We start from the raw sequence: 14,996 nt of genomic DNA on the forward strand, positions 1-14,996 counted from the left end.
CACACGAATTGTCTGATATGTTTTTAAAGAACTTCGATTAGAACCGGAAGGTTTTAATCGGCTGATTCAGCGGTTGGCGCTGATCAGCGAGGCGCTCATCTTACCGTGGCGCCGTTCGTTGTCAAGCGATCATTTTTCGTAGTGAAGAATGAAGCTTTTCAACTCGCTGTGACCGCATCCGTTTAACTCAGTAAGCGTTGCGTTTCCGTCTCAGCGGCGGTGCATTCTACGCGCTTCGATCCGATTGTCAATCACCGTTTGTTTCGATGTTTGAAATGGTTCGCTGCGTGGCTCGTTAAGAGCGATGCCCCGATCAGTGGAGGCGTAGTATACGGAGAATGATTAATACGACAACTCTCGGATTTTACCTACTCGTAGAAACTAAACGATTTCACTCCCTAAACATCTACTTCTTCAATGACTAACCCCATGCATTGGATTTCTATGAAACCATCACCAAACAGTGTCGTTGATCAGGTGACCTCAAAAGGACTCACTGAGTCCTTTGCCATTTAAACGGCAACCTGAATGCAAATAAGCCAACAACAATCGCCAGATAGAAGACAGACTCTGTATAGTCACTTTTTGATAGCCAAATGAAGTGAAGCACCACCAATCCAGCCGCCAGATAAACCAGCTTATGGAGTTTGGCCCAGCGTTTACCTAAGCGACGCATCATTTTCTTTGTCGATGTAACGCCTAAAGCGCTCAGGATCAATACTGCCAGTGCCCCAACTATGATGTATGGACGTTGAACCAGATCTTCCAGAAGTATCTGCCAGTCCCACCCCAACATGAAGGCCAGATAAGCCATTACATGAAGTACTGCATAGAACAGTGAGAACAATCCAATCATCCGTCTGAAGCGAATCAATTTGTTCACACCGGTGACTTTTCTGAGCGGTGTGATGGCCAGGCTGGCACACAGCATGATTAACGCCCACTCACCGAGATCTCTGGTTAGAGTATTCGCCGGATCAGGACCCAGTTGATTGGTGACAACGGCGTAAACCAGCCAACCAAAAGGCACCAGACACAACGGAAATACAAACAGCTTTGATTTGGCTACCCAGTCCATGATGTCACCCTTAATAAAACTTCTGCAGATCCATCCCTTTATAGAGATGAGCGACTTCCTCTGCGTATCCATTAAATTTTGTAGTTTCTATTTGGTTTGGATCCCAGATGGAGTTAGGCAGCCTGCGCTCTTTTTTCTGGCTCCAGCGTGGGTGATCCACTTCCGGATTCACGTTGGCATAAAAGCCATACTCACTGGGTCCGGATTTTACCCAGGTGGTTTGGGGCATGGTTTCTGTGAAACGAATTTTGACAATCGACTTGATGCTCTTGAAGCCGTACTTCCAGGGCACAACCAGTCTTAGTGGTGCACCGTTTTGTGGAGGCAAAGTTTTGCCATAAACCCCAATCGCCATAAACGTCAGCGGATTCATAGCTTCATCAATTCTCAGTCCCTCTACATAAGGATATTCAATGGCACTGAAGCTGGAACGCTGACCAGGCATCTGTTCTGGTGCATAGAGTGTTTCAAAGACAACATACTTTGCCTTGGAAGTAGGCTGAAAACGCTTCAGCATATCCGCCAGTGAAACACCTACCCAGGGAATCACCATGGACCAGGCTTCCACACAACGAAGGCGATAGATACGTTCTTCTACATCAAGAGGTTTGAGCATATCTTCAAGAGTGTATTTGCCAGGCTTCTCCACTTCACCCTCTATAACCACAGACCAGGGGTCTGTTTTCATATTTTTGGCAAACTTGGCCGGATCATCTTTGCCATAACCAAACTCATAGAAGTTGTTGTAGCCGGTGACATTGGCGTAAGGAGTTAAAGCCTCATCGGTTGTGAATCGACTTGTCTTGTAAGAAGCCACTTTCTTCTGCAGCCAGTCAGGAGCAGATAGCTGAGGCACTTTGTCATAACCCGCCGTGGTGCTTTTCTTTGCTGAGCCAGTGTCCGCTGCATCACTGCAACCAGCCAGAGCCAAACCCGCCCCGGCAAAGGCAAACTGCCCCCCCATTTTCAGAAAGCGGCGACGATCCTTGTAAACACTTTCTGAGGTAATTTCACTGCTACGGACGTCTCCTGACTTTCTGGTCTTGATCAGCATCGATACACTCCTGAATAATTCTATTATTTATCTCTTACGCTCGTTTCAATTGAACAGATTCAAATTTCAACAGTGGAATCGTTGCTCACAAGAGCCCCAGAACGTAGTTATTCGTTTGAGAGCTACTGCACCAGTGTCACGAGACACTCTACAGATTACTTAAAACGGCGGTACATAATCCATACTTCTAAAGACGTCATATCGGCTGTAAATATTCCATCCCCCACCCCATTTGAACAGTCAGTACAATATCTGTACACTCCATTTACGCAAATAATTACAAGAATCTTATGCTTTGGCAGCGCCTGCACTTTTCAACGATTAAATCGCCTTCTACCCAGACCCTGCTGGCGTTGTACCTGCAGCATCACTTTCGACTTTTCTAAATACCCCCTGAGCAGGTTAAAAGCCGTTATTAGTCTTTTTCTCATAACATTAATTCGGTGTTTCTCCTGTCGGACCTAAGGACCAGAGAGTCCGTATCCTTACACCTGTACATACCTAATGGAGTCACCTGTGTCATCACCCTGCTATCAGAATTTTGTCGATGGCCAATACCTAGCCAATGAAACCAGAGAAACCTTTCCGGTCATCAATCCTTCTACTCGTGAAGTCATTTACAACGTAGAAAAAGCGGATGACTCCATTCGCAAGGCCGCTATTGCCAGTGCTCAAAAAGGCTTTGAGGCCTGGTCAAAAATGAGCGGTGTAGAACGAAGCCGAATTCTTAACCGTGCTGTCAGTCTTTTACGTGAACGCAACGATGAATTAGCTCGAATTGAAGTTCTGGATACCGGCAAACCCTGGCAAGAAGCCTCTGTGGTTGATGTCGTGACAGGTGCAGACTCTATTGAATTTTTTGCTGGACTGGCTTCTTCCATTGAAGGCAATCAGCAGTGTCTAGGCGAAGACTTTTATTACACCCGCCGCGAAGCTCTTGGCATCTGTGCCGGAATAGGTGCCTGGAACTACCCTTTGCAAATTGCGTGCTGGAAAGCAGCTCCCGCTTTAGCCTGCGGCAACAGTATGATTTTCAAACCTTCGGAAGAGACACCTTTGGGTGCATTGAAGCTGGCTGAGATTTTTATTGAGGCAGGCGTTCCCGCTGGCGTCTTCAATGTCATCCAGGGTGACGGTGAAGTCGGTGCCTGGCTGACCCATCATCCGGATATCGCCAAAGTATCTTTCACGGGAGAAGTCAGCACGGGCAAAAAAGTCATGATTGGTGCGGCCTCTTCATTGAAAGATGTCACTATGGAGCTGGGTGGTAAATCTCCCCTGATAATTTTTGAAGATGCTGATCTCGATAATGCCGTCTCCGGCGCAATGCTCGGTAACTTCTATACCCAGGGTGAAATCTGTACGAACGGTACAAGAGTCTACGTCCACAAGGATATCTACCCGGCTTTTATAGAAAAACTGCAGCAACGGACTGAAAACAATATTGTTCTGGGCGACCCCATGGATCCGTACACCAACATGGGAGCTTTAATATCAGAAAAACACCACCAGCTGGTCCTGAACTACATCCATCAGGGTATTAAGGAAGGCGCTACTTTATTGACCGGAGGCAAAGCAGCCAGTCCTGCTTCAGCACCCAACGGTTTCTTTGTTGAACCGACTGTTTTTACAGACTGTCAGGATGATATGACCATTGCCTGCGAGGAGATTTTCGGCCCCGTCATGGCAGTATTCACCTTTGAGGATGAAGCTGAAGTCATTGCCCGCGCCAACGATACCGAACTGGGTCTGGCAGCCGGTGTCTTTACTCAGGATATCACCCGCGCCCACCGAGTTATTCACCAGCTGCAGGCAGGTATCTGCTGGATCAACAATTACGGAGCCTCTCCTGCAGAAATGCCAGTAGGTGGATATAAACAGTCCGGCATAGGCCGTGAAAACGGTGTTGAGACGCTGAAAAATTACACCCAGATCAAAGCTGTGTATGTGGGGATGACTCCTCTGGATAGCCCTTTTTAAGATCGCATTCAAGGAGTACGACCATGACAAAAATAAACTATGACTATGTCATTGTCGGGGCCGGTTCAGCTGGATGCGTTCTGGCCAACCGTCTAACAGAAGATAGCAATAGCCAGGTATTGCTGATTGAAACCGGCGGGAGTGACAAGAGCATTTTTATTCAAATGCCAACAGCTCTATCCATTCCCATGAATACTGAAAAGTATGCCTGGCAATTTGAAACCCAACCCGAACCTTTTCTCGACAATCGTCGTATGCACTGCCCACGGGGTAAGGTACTGGGCGGCTCTTCCTCCATTAATGGCATGGTCTATGTGCGGGGTCATGCAAAAGACTTTGATGAATGGCAGCAGCATGGTGCCACTGACTGGGATTATCGCCATTGCCTGCCGTATTTCCGCAAAGCAGAAACCTGGGCTTTCGGGGCAGATGATTATCGGGGAGATAGCGGCCCATTAGCCGTCAATAATGGCAATGAAATGAAGAACCCTCTGTATTCCACCTTTATAGAGGCTGGAGTAGAAGCGGGCTACATGGAAACCGCTGACTACAACGGTTGTCGTCAGGAAGGTTTTGGTACCATGCACATGACCGTTAAGAACGGTATCCGCTGGTCCACTGCCAATGCCTATCTTCGACCGGCAATGAAGCGAAGTAATTTGACGGTGGTGACCCATGCTCAGGTTCAACGGGTCTTACTGGATGGCAAAAAAGCAACAGGTGTTGAATACAAACATAAAGGGCTCATTAAAAAGGCTCTAGTCAGCAAAGAAGTCATTCTTTCTGCAGGCTCTATTGGCTCACCCCATATTCTCCAATTGTCGGGCATCGGTCCTCGCCAGGTATTAGAAGATGCGGGTATAGCTGTTCAACATGAGTTAGCTGGCGTGGGCGAGAATTTGCAGGATCATCTGGAGTTTTACTTCCAGTTCCGCTGCAAAAAGCCCATTACTCTCAATGGCAAGCTGGACCCGCTCAGTAAATTGTTTATTGGCGCTCGCTGGTTTTTCATGAAAGACGGACTGGGTGCAACCAATCATTTTGAATCTTGCGGCTTTATCCGTTCGAAAGCAGGCGTAGAGTGGCCTGATATGCAATATCACTTTCTGCCTGCCGCGATGCGATACGACGGAAGAAGTGCTTTTGACGGGCATGGTTTCCAGGTTCATATCGGCCACAACAAACCCAAAAGCCGTGGCTGGGTACGAGCAGTGTCAGCGAATCCAGACGATCACCCCAGCATTCAGTTCAACTATTTGTCCCATGAAGAAGACCGGGAAGGCTTCAGACAATGTGTTCGTTTGACCCGGGAAATCATCAATCAACCAGCGTTCGATGAATACCGGGACTCCGAAATACAACCTGGAGAAAAAGTTCAAACCAATGAAGAGATCGATGCCTTTGTCCGAGAATCCGTAGAGAGTGCCTATCACCCATCCTGCTCTTGCAAGATGGGAACGGATGACATGTCCGTTGTTGATCCTCAGACAAAGGTTAGAGGGCTGGAAGGATTACGGGTAGTGGATTCCTCCATTTTCCCAACTATTCCCAATGGCAACCTGAATGCCCCCACAATCATGGTGGCAGAAAGGGCTGCTGACCTCATTCGAGAGGTAGATACCTTGCCCCCGTCTTCTGCTGAAGTAGATATGGACGCTCAATGGCAGGAAAAGCAGAGAACAGGAACCTCTCTGCGCTTATAGAGAACAATAAAATTCATCTGAGCATCAGGGACACTACAGGTTTTAACTATCACCAGCCTGAACAGAACGACAATGTCACCGTTTTGTGCTGTTGATAGTTAAGTCCTGCAAAACTGGCCTTTATAACTGTTCATTTTGGCGGCAAGAGCAACCAACCACTCTTCTGACCAGAAAGAATAGAAATATCCACCAGCCCGGTGTGCCACAATCTCAGCCATAAAAACAATAAAGATAACAATTGGCATGGACATCATGACTATAAATAACAACATGTACCGTAACCTGGAGGGCAAACTATGACCGCTCTTCTTTGTGCAGGGATATTACTGACTTTTACCGCCATTATTTTTGTCCTGATCAAATGGGGCAACATGCAACTGGTGGGCGTGACACCCGTTCGAACCCTGACCTTTATCGCCATTCTGTTTACCTCAGGGCTAGATGTTGGGCTGATTATGTTTCCACTGACTGAGTTTGCCGGCTATGCCGATATTGCGGCCAGCCCTGAATACGCCTTCAGTAACCCTCTTGCCATTGAATTTGGGTATTGGGGATTCCTGATATGGGGCTTCTACTTTCTGACCTGCTTCTATTTCTGTGCCATTGAGCCCAAAGTGAAGTTTTTTGAAATTCCCTGGATCAAGTTCATCAATAATGCGGTCATTATTGGCACCTGCGCCTTTACCGCCTTCCTTTTGCTCAGCAATCTGCCCTGGTATTTACCCCAGGTTGGCGATGGTGAAACGATTGTTGGCAGTTTTTACCTGATTGTCTTCGCAGTGATTGCCGCCGCCGTTTACTCCAGCACCAGCCTCCGCTACGTACGAACTCTTAGTCTGTCGTCTACCTGGTTATTCCTGGGACTGATTGTTTTCATGTGGCTGGGAGCCTTCACCGGAGAGAACGGTACACCAGGAGCATTTGTTGAAACCCTTTCATTGATTGGCAATTACTTCGGCAACATTCACCAGTTTGTGCTGCCTCTAAATGACTACCACGAATTCTATCTGTTCTGGTGGTTTGCCTGGAGCATCATGATTGGTCAATTCACATCACGATTCGTAGGTGGCCTGAAAACCTGGCAGGTGCTTGCAGCCATGCTGATTTTCCCATCCATCCCCATCGCTACCTGGTTTGCCGTACTGTACTACTACCATATCAATAGTCTCGACTCGACGGGCTACTACAGTCTGGCGATGGCGGCTGTTGGCATACTGTTCGTAGTGAATTCTCTGGACTCACTGATCCGTCTTTACTCTGACAACCTGAACCTCACGGTTCAACGCTTCGGAAAAGCAAAATACATCGTTGGCAATCTGGCAGCCATGTCACTGCTGACTCTGCTATTCCAGTTTGATTTCCTGAAGATTCAGTGGATTGGTGCGCTGGTTATTGTCCTGTTCTTCTTGTGTCTTGCTTACATTCTGATCACTAGCTTTGCCAAAGTCAGAGCGATCAAGAGTTCGCCTGAAGAGAATGAAATCGACTTCGGCAAAATTGACCTTGCCTGAGAGCTCTCTCGTTTGAGCACCATTAAAAAAGCCCCTGATCATTGATCAGGGGCTTTTCATTTGCAGAGCGTAAGCGGCGTAACTCTTCAGTTATTCAGAAGCCGGTTGCTTTCTGGTTTTTCCCACCAGGAACATGATCGGACCTGAACAGGCATAGCCAAGGAAAATCAGCATGAGTACTCGGGGAGGGTCCGTAAACACCACGGCAAAGGCCAGAACCATAGCGATCAGGAAAATAAAAGGAACACGCCCTCTTAAATCCAGCTTTTTAAAGCTGTTGTACTGAAAGTTACTGACCATCAGCACACCGGCCAGTCCGGTAATCACAGCACCCAACAGGGCAATGCCCAGCATATCGCCATCAATACCAAAGTCACTGAGCGCCCAGACCATACCAATCACCAGGGCCGCAGCGGCAGGACTGGCTAATCCCGTAAAGAAGCGACTGTCAGTCACTTCGAGCTGAGTATTAAAGCGGGCCAGTCGAAGAGCGGCACAGGCAGCATAAATAAAAGCAACCATCCAGCCCACTTTACCCAGATCGTTCAGAGCCCAGCTGTAGGCCACCATTGCCGGTGCCACACCAAAAGTGACCATATCCGCCAGACTGTCATACTCTGCACCAAACTTGCTTTGGGTATTGGTCATGCGTGCTACACGACCATCCAGCCCATCAAGAATCATGGCGACAAAGACGGAAATACAGGCCTGGGTAAAGAAGCCAGCCTGGGCACTGATAATGGCGTAAAAGCCACAGAACAGGTTACCTGTTGTGAACAGGTTGGGCAGCACATAGATGCCTTTGTGGCGAACTGTTTCCCCACCTTCGACCACTTCTTCTTCAAAGTGCTCATCGACGGGAAACAAGCCGTCCACAGCATCTTGTTGGTTTTCGGGTCGTTCCGGTTTCTCGGTCATTTCAACATCTGCTCATCTACATAAAGGTGAAAAAAGCACACTCTATCATGAAAGGCTTGAATACTGCATGACTGCAGAATCCCCGTTGCTCACCAGTACAGCAGTACCTCATAGAATTATCCAGCAATCACACTACTTCTTTGTGAATATCTATAGTTAATCACTTATTCCACACGGACGGCTTAAAACCAATCAACAGTTAAACCGGTAATAAGGTTCAGCCATGCAGTTAAAGATAAAAAAAGGCCCAGCCCTGTTCAGACCTGCTCAGCTCATGCATTTTCTGACATGCAGTTTTGCTCTCTCTATCTCAGTACCCATTACTGCCTCTTCTATTGAAGCCATGATGCCTGCTGTATGGCTGCGATCCGGAGAGGCTCTCAAACATTCCAAAGCCAGTGACCCTCCACAACAAACCCAACCTCGAAGGCAAAAACAATTAATAAGCACTTTTATTGACGACGCCTGCAAGAAAGGAGAAAACCACCCTGCTGAGTTAGAGCTGCTCTTCGGAGCCAGAATGGATGAAGAGCATTCTCATGGCATTACCCTGAACTCCACTTCGATGAGTTCTGAGAACCAGAACTGGTCAGTCAACTTGTCGCCTTTATCCATTTTGTCATTTCTCTATGATCAAACTGCCTTTCTGTTTGTTTCCTCTGATAACGGCTTGCCCTGTTTTCCTTCAGAACCCCACGTTCCTGCTGCTTTGATGCCCCAACATCTCAACCTTACCGATACACAGGGCAAGGCTCGCCAAAGTCTCGCAGGCATAGAAAACCCAGATCTGTCTTCATCCACCACCTTACCGATACTGGCCAATATTGATGAGCAGGGGTACGTCACCCTCTTTATTGTGGAGTTGACTTTGGGTGGTTATCGAATACGAAAGATAAGAACATCCATGCACGTTACTTCAAAAGAAGCTCAAGAACTGTTCGATGAGCTCAACCAATACAGTAATGTCTTGATGGCTACTGGTAAAAATGCCTGTGTGGCCATCGACAGCAAGGGACGCTTCTATCTAAAAGAAATATCCTGTGACGCTCGCTATTTTATTCCTGACAGTGGAACCACTTTTGACCCTGCTGATATTGATGACCTTCGGTTCTATCAGGGCCGACTGCTGAAGCGAACCCGAAAAATTCAAAAGATACCCGGTATTTTGATTGATCCCGAAACCCTGGAGTCAGAATTTACCAGTGGATATTTGCCTGAGCCCCCTGACTTTGAAGAGCCATCGCCCAGACAAGCACCTTCCAAAGGAAGCCCCAGGAAACCATTATGTACAGTCACACATGAGACCATTGCCAGCCTTTCAGAAAAGCAGCTCAGAAATATGTTGCAGTCTGACCAGCGAAATGGCTGGGACTTGAGAATTGATTGGAGAAAAAAAGTCGCCGAGCTGGAGCGTGCAGGAAAATACGATGAAGCCATCGTCTTCTTGAAAGTTCTGGCCGAAAACTACCCTGCTGATTCTGAACCCAAAAAGGCTCTGGTTTGGGCTCTGGTTAAACGGAATAGAGTGGAGGAAGCCAGACAGCTTGTTTCTGACTGGATGAGGAACCCTGATACTAGCCCTGACTTAATTGAGAAATTGCGTTGGATGACAAATCAGGGAGTGAGAGCTATTCAACAACAGCCCTATAAAAACTTTCATTAGGTCAGCGACCATCCCTGCCTGCACTTACTCTTCAGTTGAGCCCAAAGATTTTCGGCGCTGGCATGAAGTCTGACATTGTTGCGATAAATAACAATTTCAACCTGACCAGCCCACTCGGCCTGGTCAGTAAAAGGAACCAATTGCCCTGACTCCAGCTCTCGTCGAATTGAATAGTCCGGCAGCCAGGCAACACCTTTCCCCTTTAAGGTCATCACTTTCAGAAGATTGGTCAGTGATGACTCCATAATGGTTTGAAACCTGAAATCAGGGATAGAACTGCGCAGCAAGTGATTCACCTTTCGACCCATGAAAGCGTCCGGGCTGTAACTTAACAGTGGAATATCTTCCCCATGATCTGCTGTATAAACAGGCTGCCCACTTTCATCCGCAAGACAAACCGGGAACAGTCGAGTCATCCCCAAAGGCAAGTACTCAAAAGGAGGCTGCATCAGAGCTTCGGCATTGAAAGCCAGTAGAAAGTCACAACTCCCTTCTTTCAGGGCTTCAATGGCAAGGTCGACATCAATACTTTCGACACGGGTCCTGAGCGCTCGATTTTCAGAACTCATTTGATCAATGAGCTCTGGCAGCAGAGTCACAGATAAAGAGTGTGCCGCAGCAAAATCGATGGCTTGGGTTTCTGCCTGCCCGCGCAACTGGGTCAGGCCTTCTTCCATTTGCCTCAACAAGTTTCGGGCCGTTGTTCTGAACAAGCGTCCTTCCGGAGTCAGATCGATTGGAACGGTTCCCCGCTCCACCAGCTCAAAGCCCACCATCTGTTCAAGAGAGCGTATCCGCCGTCCAAAAGCAGGCTGAGTAATGTTGCGAAACTCGGCTGCTCGAGAAAAGTTTCTTAACTCAGCCAGAGCCAGAAAATCTTCCAACCACTTACTTTCCAGGTTCATTCAACCCCTTCTCCAAACTTCAATACAACCCGTATGCAGGCATGCAGGTTAGAAGATGAATCATACCCTCACAGTAAAATTTTCAAAGAACAAATAGCTCCACATGAACTGGCAGAAACACACCAGCCACTCATACAATCAAAGTAAGTAACTGGCGTAAAAAGAGAAAAGTAGTTACTGATGACTATCAAGGAATAGCCTTGAAATAAATTCCTGGTTGAACCCCTCTCAAAACCCGTTCAGGCTGAGCCTGTCGAAGCCCAATACCACCACCCTTCGACAAGCTCAGGGAGAACGGAATCCGTGTGTAAATCGAGAAGTTATTTTGAGATAAACTCTAAGCCGCTTCTCTGGCCTCTTGGCAGGAATACCACTCAACACATGCACTAGCCAGAAGAGCGGTTGCATCAATACACTGCTCCGGGCTTGTTTTCACAACATCAGCCAGACCAATGGGTATTTCCGTGCAACCGAGAATGACAGCTTCAGCACCTTGAGCAATCAGATCATCAAAGACCACTTTCATTCTCTGACTGCCCTGCTCCAGACGACCGGCCTTGATGTCATAAATGGCGTCCATCATCAGAGTCTGCATTTCCTGATCAGGCGTCAGACATGCACGACCATCATCCTCTATCAGCTGCTGATACATGACGGCAGAAACAGTTGCACTGGTTGCCATTACACCTACTTTTTTGAACTGATGCTTGCGAATATGGCTTTGGACACACTCCAGAATACTGATCATCGGGATCTGGGCATGTTTTTGCAGTTTTTCAAACCAGTAGTGCGCTGTATTACAGGGAATCACCACACATTCAGCACCGCCACGCTCCAGACTTCTTAGCCCTCTGAGCAATGCCGGAAAAGGATCTTCAGAGCCCTGCAGGATACAGGCACTGCGATCAGGAATCTGCGGGACATTATGTACCAGCATCGGAAGATGCTCCTGATCCTTGCTGGCTTCCGTCAACGCAATGATTTTCTGCATGAAGTCCACGGTAGCCAGAGGCCCCATTCCACCCAGTACTCCTAACACGACACACCCCAACTGATTCGTGAACGTCTAATTCGAAACTACGGCGCAATAATCTCGATTCATGGGGAGCTTGTGAAATGCCTAAAGCGAAGGGGTTATGCCGAAACGGCACTGAATGGAGAAACGGGCAAGCTCTTTAGCCTGCCCTCAAATGCCTAACTCTCTAAAAGTACTCACAACCATTGAGGCCGGTTGCTATATATGCAACAGGATTAGGGGCTTTATAAGGGCCTGGCACCCCCAACTGTACGACAACAGGACTACCTCCAGTGTTGATACTCACATGCTCAGGAATGACAAAGCAATAAGACACCTTCTTATCCCTGGTATCCTGAGCCAGACCGATGGCTACCAGAGCAATATCCAAATCAGTAATATTCTGAAAAGCCTTGAGTGCTTCCAGATTGTTATTTTCAGAAGCATCGGGGTCTTCAGGGTTGATTATATTGAAAGGCTCAATGTAGAAGTTTTGTCCCTTGCATTTATCTTCTTCTCCCAGAAAATTGAAGATGACTCGCATGTCCTTTAAAGCAGTGGACGCGACGGGAACAGGTTCTCTAAAACCGGGCACACCTACCACAGACAAAGTCATCATCTGCGTATCACTAACAGGCTTATATTTGCCCACAACTGAATTTAAGCCTGCAAAAGCCGTGCTATTTGCTGCTTCAAAGTGCCCGATATCAGGCGTTCCACCAGAATCCCGCTCAATACTCATTGATCCAAAACTGATCAACAACTCAATGCCGTCTGTTTGACTGGCATACTTCTCCCTGAGTTGGCGAAGCGCTGTTGAAGTATTGGGAAACTGGCCGGAACTCTCTACCTGTGACCAGACTGCAGTGCCTTGCTCATTGCCTCTCAGGTTACTGACAAAATTCAAATGTGCAATCGAGCCACGTCTGCACACCCCGCCAGTTGCTGCTACACAATTACCTGCGTTCACACTCTCACGATCACAGCTATCAGTACCAGGAATGAAAAACCAGTTGGTCAGAGCCGTGCGATCCTCTTCGGTAGAATCAAGGGTTCGATTCTCAAAACTGACATTGAAATCTGAGCCAGTAACGCCAAGACCCAGTTCTCGATCAGTATCACTGGTAATGTGTGCTATCTGCACCTGAGGAGCACTCAAGCACCCGGAGAGTAAAACGACAGAGGCTAAAAATAAGTAACGCAGGAGAACGCTCATCGACCATTCCTTATTCGATTATGAATCCATTCATTCATTGGGCGCTCAATTATTGATCAGTCAAATGACTTATACAACAGGCATTGGCTTTTTTGTGAAAAGGGCAACGAGCGCTGCCCTCAAATGATTTAAGGCGTTAGATCACGAATGTCTGTCGCAATTTTATGTCTCTTGAAGAAGCCGGCGGTGTAATCGCCATCAATGGGTACAATGGTGATGTAGCCTTCATTGAAACCAACAGTATCTGATCTTTTAACGTCTTTCCCCGCCTCTTCTGGCAAAGAGAAGCTGGGTGCATACAGATCGGGCGCTACTTTCTTGAAAGCAATATTAAAGAAAGGCACCTGCCCCTGCCGGCTGTTCTGAATGCCTTTGATCTCTTCCTGAGGCAGCGGTGGATAATTCACATTCAGTGCCAACCCTTTTGGAAGCAATCTTGAGTTCTTATCTCTCAGTGTCTCGACCAGTCGAACCATAAACTTGGAGATTTGATCCACCATGATCAGATTTTCCTGGGAATGAGGATCTTCTCCAATTACATTTGTGCTGATGGCAATTGCAGGAATAGGTGTTGGCAGTACATTCATTGCGCTAATGGTCGCACCCACTGTGCCAGACATTGTGGCAGCTGGCCCCAGATTAGCCCCTTCATTGATGCCAGAAATCACCAGGTCTGGTTGATTGTCCGCTGGAAAGATAGCGCTTGCGCCCACCACGACGGTTGTCGCCGGACTGCCGGCAACAGAATAAATATCAGGCTCTACTTCCTTCACTTCTATTGCATTGAAGGTCATGGAAGCACTGCTGCCACTGAAGTTCTTTGAAGGAGCCACAATCTTGACGTTGTGTCCTGCTTCAGAAAAGCTTCTGTGCAGCGCCCTTATTCCCGGAGTGTCAAAACCATCATCATTGGTAATCAGAATATCCAAAGGCCCATTGAGCACAGCCGTGGCACTGGCAACAGGAATAACCGCCATCAACAAAACGACACTTAATGCCTTTTTCAGCATCCCTCACTCCTTTTTTATTGTTCTACTGCTCGTGAAAGCTTTCTTTTTTGATTGTGAGAAAGGTATATAACTGCTTTATTACAGCCTTATGAAAGACAAGGCAAGCTTGCCCATTTCAAAAGGCCGGTCACAATTAGAAAACAGAATGTCCACTCTGCTTAACAAAATATTCAAGAGCTCTCATACCAGGCAGGGAATTACCCTTCGCCCCCAGCTCCGGACTCCAGACACAAATCGACATTTTTCCGGGAATAATGGCCACAATTCCACCACCGACACCGCTTTTGCAGGGCAGCCCAACATGAAATGCAAACTCTCCGGCTTCATCATAAGTGCCACAGGTCATCATCAGGGAATTGATTCTTCGGGCTTGTAATCGAGATACTACTGACTCGTCTTTAAAAGGATGACGGCCATCCTGGGCAAGAAAACGAAACGCCCGGGCAAGATCAAGACAGTTCATGGACAGTGAGCACTGGTAGAAATAGAAATCCAGAACCCTCGAAACATGATTTTTCAGGTTGCCGAAGCTTTTAAGATAATTAGCCAGAGCCGTATTTCTCTGACCATTATCAAACTCGGATCGGAACACGGATTCGTCGTAATGGATATCAATATTGTTCGAAAGCCCTCGTACAAAGCTCAGGGCAATTGCATCAATCTGAACACTCGAAGATAAATTTCTTGTAAACTCTCTATCCAGTTTATTCGAGTCTCCTAGCAGCCTGTCGGACTTGAACCCATAAACGCAGTTCAAGTAATTTCAGACTCTGACTATTCCGGAGAGAACTTATAAAACCCTCTCCGGCGCATTACATTTTCAACTTGTCCTTATGATTTTTCTCACTCTTGGCCTCAGATCAGCCCAATAGTGCCACAGATAAGTCGCCAACAAGACCAGTTCCAACCACTGCTCTTCATTCACTTGTTTCAGGCTGAACAT

13 protein-coding genes are annotated in these 14,996 nt (G+C 47.3%); 4 read left to right on the forward strand and 9 right to left on the reverse strand.

What is annotated here, in order from left to right; translation table 11 throughout:
- Window positions 1-493 precede the first annotated feature (493 nt).
- Both WG89_RS17760 and msrP read right to left on the reverse strand, forming a co-directional pair.
- Complete coding sequence (locus WG89_RS17760; protein ID WP_062268473.1) at window positions 494-1,078, reverse strand: protein-methionine-sulfoxide reductase heme-binding subunit MsrQ; 585 nt, start codon at window positions 1,076-1,078, stop codon at window positions 494-496.
- 10 nt (window positions 1,079-1,088) lie between these two features.
- A complete protein-coding gene (msrP, locus tag WG89_RS17765; RefSeq protein WP_062268474.1) occupies window positions 1,089-2,132 on the reverse strand; it encodes a protein-methionine-sulfoxide reductase catalytic subunit MsrP in 1,044 nt (347 codons plus the stop codon).
- 516 nt (window positions 2,133-2,648) lie between these two features.
- On the opposite strand from msrP, the gene betB reads away from it, so the two are divergent.
- Together betB and betA are read left to right on the forward strand one after the other, a co-directional pair.
- Window positions 2,649-4,112 (forward strand): betaine-aldehyde dehydrogenase, encoded by a 1,464-nt coding sequence (gene betB, locus WG89_RS17770; protein ID WP_062268484.1) that lies wholly within the window; start codon window positions 2,649-2,651, stop codon window positions 4,110-4,112.
- A 23-nt stretch (window positions 4,113-4,135) separates the two neighbouring features.
- Window positions 4,136-5,815 carry a choline dehydrogenase gene (betA, locus tag WG89_RS17775; RefSeq protein WP_062268475.1) on the forward strand — a complete coding sequence of 560 codons (1,680 nt, stop codon included), beginning with the start codon at window positions 4,136-4,138 and terminating at the stop codon, window positions 5,813-5,815.
- Window positions 5,816-5,913: 98 nt separating this feature from the next.
- Here betA and WG89_RS30425 read toward each other — a convergent pair whose 3' ends face one another.
- Window positions 5,914-6,087 carry a hypothetical protein gene (locus WG89_RS30425; protein ID WP_153301662.1) on the reverse strand — a complete coding sequence of 58 codons (174 nt, stop codon included), beginning with the start codon at window positions 6,085-6,087 and terminating at the stop codon, window positions 5,914-5,916.
- A 24-nt stretch (window positions 6,088-6,111) separates the two neighbouring features.
- Between WG89_RS30425 and WG89_RS17780 the strand changes: the two genes are divergently transcribed.
- Entirely contained in the window at window positions 6,112-7,326 is a 1,215-nt protein-coding gene (locus WG89_RS17780) for a choline transporter (protein WP_062268476.1), read from the forward strand.
- A gap of 90 nt (window positions 7,327-7,416) precedes the next feature.
- Here WG89_RS17780 and pssA read toward each other — a convergent pair whose 3' ends face one another.
- The gene (pssA, locus tag WG89_RS17785) at window positions 7,417-8,244 is read right to left on the reverse strand and encodes a CDP-diacylglycerol--serine O-phosphatidyltransferase (RefSeq protein WP_062268477.1); all 828 of its coding nucleotides are present in this window, start codon (window positions 8,242-8,244) and stop codon (window positions 7,417-7,419) included.
- A 223-nt stretch (window positions 8,245-8,467) separates the two neighbouring features.
- On the opposite strand from pssA, the gene WG89_RS17790 reads away from it, so the two are divergent.
- Complete coding sequence (locus WG89_RS17790; RefSeq protein ID WP_062268478.1) at window positions 8,468-9,907, forward strand: tetratricopeptide repeat protein; 1,440 nt, start codon at window positions 8,468-8,470, stop codon at window positions 9,905-9,907.
- Here the strand turns inward: WG89_RS17790 and WG89_RS17795 are convergent.
- The 5 genes from WG89_RS17795 to WG89_RS17815 all read right to left on the reverse strand — a co-directional run bounded on the left by WG89_RS17795 (window position 9,904) and on the right by WG89_RS17815 (window position 14,810).
- Window positions 9,904-10,812, reverse strand: a complete 909-nt coding sequence (locus WG89_RS17795; RefSeq protein WP_062268479.1) for a LysR substrate-binding domain-containing protein — start codon at window positions 10,810-10,812, stop codon at window positions 9,904-9,906. The genes WG89_RS17790 and WG89_RS17795 overlap by 4 nt on opposite strands.
- Before the next feature lie 337 nt (window positions 10,813-11,149).
- Window positions 11,150-11,851, reverse strand: coding sequence for a cysteate racemase (gene cuyB / locus WG89_RS17800; protein ID WP_245662931.1), 702 nt, complete (start codon window positions 11,849-11,851; stop codon window positions 11,150-11,152).
- A gap of 163 nt (window positions 11,852-12,014) precedes the next feature.
- Window positions 12,015-13,043 (reverse strand): hypothetical protein, encoded by a 1,029-nt coding sequence (locus WG89_RS17805; protein ID WP_062268481.1) that lies wholly within the window; start codon window positions 13,041-13,043, stop codon window positions 12,015-12,017.
- 128 nt (window positions 13,044-13,171) lie between these two features.
- Window positions 13,172-14,053 (reverse strand): 5'/3'-nucleotidase SurE, encoded by an 882-nt coding sequence (gene surE / locus WG89_RS17810; protein WP_062268482.1) that lies wholly within the window; start codon window positions 14,051-14,053, stop codon window positions 13,172-13,174.
- Between the two features lie 133 nt (window positions 14,054-14,186).
- The gene (locus tag WG89_RS17815) at window positions 14,187-14,810 is read right to left on the reverse strand and encodes a glutaminase (RefSeq protein ID WP_062268483.1); all 624 of its coding nucleotides are present in this window, start codon (window positions 14,808-14,810) and stop codon (window positions 14,187-14,189) included.
- Window positions 14,811-14,996 lie beyond the last annotated feature (186 nt).

Origin of the sequence: Endozoicomonas arenosclerae (assembly GCF_001562015.1) — a bacterium.
GTDB lineage: Bacteria > Pseudomonadota > Gammaproteobacteria > Pseudomonadales > Endozoicomonadaceae > Endozoicomonas_A > Endozoicomonas_A arenosclerae.

Excerpts from the sequence above, each read along its gene's own strand:
- betA (WP_062268475.1), top strand. The coding sequence starts at position 4,136 with ATGACAAAAATAAACTATGACTATGTCATTGTCGGGGCCGGTTCAGCT.
- WG89_RS17805 (WP_062268481.1), bottom strand. The coding sequence starts at position 13,043 with ATGAGCGTTCTCCTGCGTTACTTATTTTTAGCCTCTGTCGTTTTACTC.
- WG89_RS17795 (WP_062268479.1), bottom strand. The coding sequence starts at position 10,812 with ATGAACCTGGAAAGTAAGTGGTTGGAAGATTTTCTGGCTCTGGCTGAG.
- WG89_RS17780 (WP_062268476.1), top strand. The coding sequence starts at position 6,112 with ATGACCGCTCTTCTTTGTGCAGGGATATTACTGACTTTTACCGCCATT.
- surE (WP_062268482.1), bottom strand. The coding sequence starts at position 14,053 with ATGCTGAAAAAGGCATTAAGTGTCGTTTTGTTGATGGCGGTTATTCCT.
- WG89_RS17760 (WP_062268473.1), bottom strand. The coding sequence starts at position 1,078 with ATGGACTGGGTAGCCAAATCAAAGCTGTTTGTATTTCCGTTGTGTCTG.
- pssA (WP_062268477.1), bottom strand. The coding sequence starts at position 8,244 with ATGACCGAGAAACCGGAACGACCCGAAAACCAACAAGATGCTGTGGAC.
- msrP (WP_062268474.1), bottom strand. The coding sequence starts at position 2,132 with ATGCTGATCAAGACCAGAAAGTCAGGAGACGTCCGTAGCAGTGAAATT.
- WG89_RS17790 (WP_062268478.1), top strand. The coding sequence starts at position 8,468 with ATGCAGTTAAAGATAAAAAAAGGCCCAGCCCTGTTCAGACCTGCTCAG.
- WG89_RS30425 (WP_153301662.1), bottom strand. The coding sequence starts at position 6,087 with ATGTTGTTATTTATAGTCATGATGTCCATGCCAATTGTTATCTTTATT.